A 3,733-nucleotide genomic window follows, 5' to 3' on the forward strand; every position below is an offset into this window, starting at 1 on the left:
GGCCTCCCAACCGGGCCATCGCCGGGGCCGTGCGGGTGGGTGGGCCCCTCGGTGCGCCGCCCCCCACATCCAACCCCCCCCCCGCCCCCCCGGGGGGCCCCCGCCCCGACGGGAGACACCCCATGACAACGGACCACCCCACCGCGCCCCTCACCGGACAGGTGGCGCTCGTCATCGGCGGCGGCCGCGGCATCGGCGCCGCCGTGGCCGAGGCCTTCGCCCGGCAAGGAGCCCGGGTGGTCGCCGCCGACACCGACCGGCTGCCCTCCGCCTTCAACCACTACCGCTCGACCGCCGTCACCGGCCACACCGAGGCCGTCGGGCTGGCCGACCGGCTCACCGCCGAGGGCCTCGCCGTGACCGCCGCCGAGGTCGACGCCACCGACGAGGACGCCGTACGCCGCCTCTACGCGGGCATCGCCGAAGGCCCCGGCCGCCTCGACACGGTCGTCAACGCCTTCGGGGTCACCCACGTCAGCCCGGTGGAGACCATGGAACTCGCCGAGTTCCGGCACGTGGTGTCGGGCAACCTCGACGGGGTCTTCCTCTCCTCGCGGGCCGCCCTCCCGCTGCTGCGCGCCTCCGGCGGCGGCTCCATCGTCAACTTCTCCTCCGTCTCGGGACGTTCGGGCTTCTCCAAGGTGGCGCACTACTGCGCGGCCAAATTCGGCGTCATCGGCTTCACCGCCGCCCTCGCGCAGGAGGTCGCCAAGGAGAACATCCGCGTCAACGCCGTCTGCCCGGGCATCGTCCGGTCCAACATGTGGCGCTACCTCCTGTCGGAATTCGTCCGGCCAGGGGAGAGCGAGGACGAGTGCTGGGAGCGCATGCGCTCGATGGTCCCGCAGCGGGAGTTCCAGACGCCCGAGGACATCGCCGGACTCGTCCTGTACCTGGCCTCGGCGCCCCGGGTCACCGGCCAGGCGATCAGCGTCGACGGCGGGATGGCGGCGCCGTGACCCCCACCGCTCCCGTCACGGCGGTGCCACAGGGCCACGCCCTCCCCTTCGACGACCCGCGGTGGTCGTTCTCGGGCCCCGGCACGCTGCCGGTCCGCGACGCGTCCACCCTGGAGGTCCGCGCCGACCGGGGCGCCGACCTGTTCGCCATGCCCGGCTTCCACGAGGCCTCCGCCGTCCCGACGCTGGGCAGGACGCTCACGGGAGACCACACGGTGTGGACCCGGGTCGCCGTCACCGGCGGGGCGTTCGGCGACGCCGGAGGCATCGTCGTGCACGACGCCGACGGCTGGTTCAAGGTCTGCGTGGAACGGACCAGGGCGGGAGGCTGGGCGGTCGTCACCGTCGTCTCCCGCCCGGCGTCCGACGAGGCCGTGGGGCCGGCCCTGGCCGGCCCGGCCGCCGAGCTGCTGGTGACCCGGGAGGGCGGACGCCACGCGGTGTTCTGCCGCGAGGAACCGGACGGGCCCTGGCGGTTCGTCCGTACGTTCCTCGGGCCCGCGCGGGGCGGCGTACGGCTCGGACTCTTCGTGCAGGCGCCGTTCTCCGACGCGTGCACGGCGGTCTTCAGCGGAGCCCGCCGGGCCGCCGTCGCCCTGGCCGACCGGCGGTGAGCGCCACCACGGCCGGGACCGACCTGGTCATGTTCTGGAACCTGTACGAGGCCGGCATCGAGCGGCTCGCCGGCCGGGACGAGCGCTGGCAGGCCCAGTGCGCCCTGGTCGGCGCGCTGCGCCCGCGGGTCCTGCTCACCACGGAGGGCTGGGGCTGGCACCGGGACGACGGGGCGCTCTTCGAGGACGCCAAGGCCGCCTTCGGCATGGACGGCGAACTGTTCACCGCGAAGACCGGCTGCCACCAGGCCGTCTTCTGGCAGCGCGACATCGAGCCGGTCGCCGCCGAGCGACCCCCGCCCGAGCTGACGCACTGGCACGGCCACGGCCTGGCCACCCTGCGGCTGCCCGGCTGGACGACGCCCCTGCGGTTCCTGGTGGCCCACCTCGACCCGTTCAGCCCGACCGGACGGCGGATCGAGTCGGACCACCTGCGCCGCCACGCCGACCCCTCCCTCGCGCCGCTGGTGGTGGGCATGGACGCCAACAGCCTGCCGCCCGGCGACCCGGAACCGGACTGGAGCCTCGTACCCCGCCACCGCAGGGCCGACCATCTCCTCGACGGGACCGGCCGCTCCGACCGGGCACCGCTGCGGCGCCTCCTCGGGGACCCCCGCGATCCCCTCCTCGTGGACGCGGGCGCCCACCTGGGAGACCGCTCGCCCACCTTCGGCACCCTGCCGCCGGGGGAGGCGGAGCGCCGCATCGACCTGCTCCTGCTGTCCCCGTCCCTGCTCCCCGGACTGGTCTCCTACGCGTCCCCCGACCCGTGGCCCGAACGGCACGGCGGCCGCCCGCCCGCCTCCGACCACCGGCCCGTCACGATCCGGCTCCGCCGCCGGTGACGCCCGCACACACCCGTACTGCCCCGAAAGGCGGTGAACACCCCGTGCGACCGACCGGACCGTACGGCGGCGGCCACCACGACGCCGTGATCTTCGACCTGGACGGCACCCTGGTGGACTCGGTCCGTCCCGACTTCCTCGCCTGCGACGCCCTGTTCGCGGAGCACGGCCACCGGCTGCCGCACGAACTGTGGGCCCGCGAGGTCTGCGGCCGGCCCGAGGGCTATCCGCGGCTGTTCTCCCGGCTGCGCGCCCTGTGCGGCGGCGGCGCGGCGCCCGACGACGTCCTCCTGCGGCGGCTGGAGGCGCTGTGGGAGGTCTACATGACGCCCGACCACGTCCGGCTGCTGCCGGGGGTGCCCCGAGCCCTGGAACGGGCCCGGGCCGCCGGGCTGCGCCTGGCGGTGGCCTCGTCCTCGGACGGCCGCTGGGTACGCCGGTGGCTGCGGCACCACGGCATCGGCCGGTACTTCGACGCCGTCGTCACCGGCGACGACGTGACCCGCCGCAAACCGGACCCCGAGGCGTACCTGACGGCGGCCGCGGCCCTGGCGGCCGACCCCGGCCGCTGCGTGGCCGTCGAGGACTCGCTCACCGGTGTCGCGGCCGCGCGGGCCGCCGGCATGACCGTCGTGGCGGTGCCCACCGCCCTGACCCGGAGCCTGGACTACGGGTCCGCCGACCGGATCGTGCCCGACCTGTCGGCCGTGGAATTCACCGGGCCGACCACATTAATTCCGTGAAAGGTTTTGAGGTGCCGTGATGATCGAGAACATTCAGGAATCCGTTTCCATGCTGTCGCGGCGTGAGCGCGAGGTCCTCGTGCACATGGCCGACGGGCACACCTACTGCACCATCGCCCGCCGCATGGGCCTGAGCGTCCACACCGTCGACACCTACCTGCGGCGCATCCGCGTGAAGACCGGAGCGACGACCCGCGTCCAGATGGCGTTCCTCGCCATGTGCGCGGCGCAGCCGGCCGCCCCCGCCCCCCTGCAGGTCCCGGAATCCCGTGACTTGGCGGCGTGAGAGGCCCCCGGCAAAGTAATACACATCAGCGGCGAACGGAAAGCGAGAACCGCGAGCCGCACACCACGCGAAACATTTCCGTCCCACGAAAAAGGAGATTCCCCATGAAGAAGATCGAGCTCTCCGCGAAGCCCGTCCAGGCCCGCACCATCAAGGTCCACTTCCAGCGCTGATCCGCCGGGAATTCTGATCGGGGGCCGGGGCACCCGGCCCCCGATCGACCGTTACCGAGGCACGATGGAGGTTCCAGGCATGACTTCCGCACAACCGGTCGTCGATCTGATGC

General features: G+C 73.8%; 5 protein-coding genes. All 5 read left to right on the forward strand.

Going from position 1 to position 3,733, the window contains the following annotated elements; genetic code table 11:
- The first annotated feature begins 122 nt into the window (after positions 1–122).
- The 5 genes from ACFV0Q_RS39530 to ACFV0Q_RS39550 are packed head-to-tail and all read left to right on the forward strand — an operon-like array spanning position 123 to position 3,447.
- Positions 123–959: an SDR family oxidoreductase gene (locus tag ACFV0Q_RS39530; protein WP_385012686.1), complete on the forward strand. Its 837-nt coding sequence runs from the start codon at positions 123–125 to the stop codon at positions 957–959.
- Positions 956–1,573, forward strand: coding sequence for a DUF1349 domain-containing protein (locus ACFV0Q_RS39535; RefSeq protein ID WP_385012688.1), 618 nt, complete (start codon positions 956–958; stop codon positions 1,571–1,573). Before ACFV0Q_RS39530 ends, ACFV0Q_RS39535 begins: the two co-directional genes overlap by 4 nt.
- On the forward strand, positions 1,570–2,418 hold the full coding sequence (locus tag ACFV0Q_RS39540) for an endonuclease/exonuclease/phosphatase family protein (protein WP_385012689.1): 849 nt from the start codon (positions 1,570–1,572) through the stop codon (positions 2,416–2,418). The genes ACFV0Q_RS39535 and ACFV0Q_RS39540 overlap by 4 nt, the downstream gene beginning before the upstream one ends.
- A gap of 44 nt (positions 2,419–2,462) precedes the next feature.
- Positions 2,463–3,161, forward strand: a complete 699-nt coding sequence (locus tag ACFV0Q_RS39545) for an HAD family hydrolase (RefSeq protein WP_385012691.1) — start codon at positions 2,463–2,465, stop codon at positions 3,159–3,161.
- Between the two features lie 19 nt (positions 3,162–3,180).
- A complete protein-coding gene (locus ACFV0Q_RS39550) occupies positions 3,181–3,447 on the forward strand; it encodes a response regulator transcription factor (protein ID WP_385012693.1) in 267 nt (88 codons plus the stop codon).
- Positions 3,448–3,733 lie beyond the last annotated feature (286 nt).

Origin of the sequence: Streptomyces sp. NPDC059564 (assembly GCF_042735575.1) — a bacterium.
Taxonomy (GTDB): Bacteria; Actinomycetota; Actinomycetes; order Streptomycetales; family Streptomycetaceae; genus Streptomyces.

Bases quoted from the DNA above. Each gene is read 5' to 3' on its own strand.
- ACFV0Q_RS39530 (WP_385012686.1), top strand. From the start codon at position 123: ATGACAACGGACCACCCCACCGCGCCCCTCACCGGACAGGTGGCGCTC.
- ACFV0Q_RS39550 (WP_385012693.1), top strand. From the start codon at position 3,181: ATGATCGAGAACATTCAGGAATCCGTTTCCATGCTGTCGCGGCGTGAG.